Source organism: Rhodohalobacter sp., assembly GCF_041686455.1.
Taxonomy (GTDB): domain Bacteria; phylum Bacteroidota; class Rhodothermia; order Balneolales; family Balneolaceae; genus Rhodohalobacter.
In genome coordinates, this window is the sequence record NZ_JAWLDW010000203.1 from 1 (window position 1) to 2949 (window position 2949).

Consider the following 2949-nt stretch of genomic DNA (forward strand, 5'->3'; position numbering starts at 1 on the left):
CCTTGGGTTTGTTATGAGTTTGGCAGAACCGTAATCTACGATTCTGGGAGGAGGCCATGAATAATATCAAAGCGTTTTAAATCGGACGCGGACGGGGTGCGATTAGACTTGATTGCAAGGAATTAATTTTGCTACTTCAAAGAAATCATAATCCCCGCGCCGTTTAAACGCTGGGCCGTTATAGGGCTTATTTATCGTTTTTGGGATACTAGCTATAGTTCATTGGCTTAAACTGATGCCTGCACTATGAAATAAACATCCGTTTATCCATATTCAATTGGTAATCCTGCGATAACATTTGTCAAATCTTACCTGTACAGATAACTTTATTGGCATTGAGAGAATGCCTTCCTTATTAACAAAATCAATACGATATGAGTCGAATTATATTCACCATTTTAGTGATACTGCTTTATAGTACAATCAGTTTTGGCCAGTCGCTTGAAAGAATTTTTTATTCATCATTCAGCCCGCAAGATTGGGACATCTACATTTCCAGAGATACTGGAAATAACATTTCAAAATTTACAGACCACCCTGCGTTAGACTACGATGCTGTGATTAGCCCTGACGGTAAGTGGGTGGTTTTTACTTCAGAAAGATCCGGAATCCCCCAACTTTTTGTGAAAGCGATAGATAGAGCTAGGCCGCCTACCCTTTTGGTGAAAAGCTCCTCTTTTCAGGATCAGGCGACATTCTCACCTGATGGCACCCAGTTGGCTTTTGTCGCCTCCCACGAAGGAAATGCAGAGATTTATCTCATCCCTTTTTTACCGGATTCGATTCAGGAGATCTCATCAGCCGTAAACCTTACCCAACACTCCGCTGGAGATTTTAGGCCAAGCTTTTCTCCCGATGGAAATAAAATCGCCTTTAGCAGTGACAGAGGTCATGAAATTGTACCTCATCCTCGCTTTCCTTTTGCCCGACAGCGAACCGGCGACGTCTATTCAGTAGATATCACCGGTGAGAATCTCCAACGGCTCAAGTATTCAAACTCGTGGGACGGGAGCCCGGTATGGTCGGCCGATGGCACAAAGATCATTTTCTATACCGATCGAACCGGTAATCACTCCATTTTTGAAATGAATGCGAACGGATCAGATCAGAAACAACTCTTTGAGTTTTCCGGTCCGGCTGTTTCGCCAAAACTGATGTCAGATGGCAAAATAGCCTTCACCACATGGAAGAACCAGCGGGATTTTAAAATTATGCAGTTTGATCCGGCAACAGATCAAATCACCCCGCTCTTTTCAGAAAATCCAGATCTGATGTTCAATGCAGATATTCACCCTGATGGAATGATGGTTTTTCACGGTGGAAAATATGCATCCGGCCCGGGAGTGCCAGGGAACTTCGGGTTTGACGGAGATATTCTGACAAAAATACCCGATTTGCTCACATTCGGTGATCAAGAGGTTAAAGCTTATGGGGTTCGCAGGGCTTTTGTGGCTCCTCCACAGGTCGGAAATACGCTATTGTTTTATGATGCCTCAGACATACAAAGTATTTTTGATTTCCTGAAGCCCATGGGATATAGTGTGTTATGGCTACCATTGCTAATGGCCATTCTCTTTGTAGCGGGCATCGTTATGGGAATTCGAAACAGAAAGAAGATTTCATTCTGGAGATACCTGCTGTTCAGTTTTCTCACTCTCATTATTGGAATCGCTACAGGTGGGCTCTTCCTATATATCGATGCCGTCAACCCGAAGTCAGTATTGACAATTCGTTTAGTCATGGGCCTGCTCACGGTCTTTTTGATTGCTTTGGGATGGTGGCAATACAAACGACATACTCGACAAAAAAATAACATGAAAGATGTCTACCGACTCTCAAAGTTGTACAGCACTCTCTTTTTCGGAATGGCTCTTTTTGCACTCCTTTGTACGCTCTTTATCAATCATTTTGTGAATTCTACTTTGGAATTTTACCGAGTAGATTATGTATCGGGAGAAAAGAGTGCGCTCTTTACATTTGAAAAAGAACCGGGCATTAATCCGGGCAATTTTAGGGTGTTAGACAGTAAGGTTACACATGATGGCAGCTCATTCATTTTTACAACCGGAAGTTTCAGGGGTAAGCCCAAAACCCAGGGAGATATCTGGAAGTATGATTTCGATACCCAGCGTGTTACAAAATTATCCGACACACCCTACAACGATGGATTTGCTGATTTCAGTGAAGATGGAAAAATGGTCTTTAGAAGCGGAAGAAGCGGGAACTTTGATATTTACTTAAAAACAGATGACAAAATTGTAAACCTAACACAGGATACACACCGGGATAATTTCCCCGCCATTTCAAAACAGGGAGACAAAATTGTTTTCGCATCTGACAGATTAAGAAGTGAAGAGGAGTATAAAACAATGGATATTTTCCTGATGAAATTGAACCCGGACAACAGCTGGACAGAGCCCAAAAAAATCTCTGTCGGCGCAGGACAAAATGCACATGCCCACTTTTCCCCGGACGGCAAGTGGGTGATATACACCACTGAGGGATATGGTATAAACGATGAACAGGCACTCATACAGCCTATCATTTTCTCACCCCAGATGTATGGAGAAATCGTAGCCTATCATGTAGAAACTAAAGAGCGCTACCGAATCACTCATAACAAATGGGAAGATGGAGCTCCTCTATGGGTAGAATAATATCAGTTACTAACAGAATGTATGAGCAATATAGGGTGCATTGGTAATTCATAAGTCAGGACATATATTAAACTTTGTGCTTTACGAACAGTGATTCTCTCAAAGGAATTATTGGGAGATTATCCGCTAATGGCATATAGACACAAATCGTTACATCAATACTAAACCATTAACACAATGCCCTATAACCACGGTTTCAATGCGGACTTAGCCGATGTTTGGCGGTTTAAAATTTGTTTGCTAAAAGAAATTCAGAGATTTAATTACATTACCAACCAATAAGGCCAAGCCG

Annotated in this window: 1 protein-coding gene; it reads left to right on the top strand. The window is 42.0% G+C overall.

Annotated elements, in window-relative coordinates:
* The first annotated feature begins 374 nt into the window (after positions 1-374).
* Positions 375-2657 (top strand): hypothetical protein, encoded by a 2283-nt coding sequence (locus ACESM0_RS13550; RefSeq protein ID WP_372906737.1) that lies wholly within the window; start codon positions 375-377, stop codon positions 2655-2657.
* Positions 2658-2949 lie beyond the last annotated feature (292 nt).

Excerpts from the sequence above, each read along its gene's own strand:
- ACESM0_RS13550 (WP_372906737.1), top strand. The coding sequence starts at position 375 with ATGAGTCGAATTATATTCACCATTTTAGTGATACTGCTTTATAGTACA.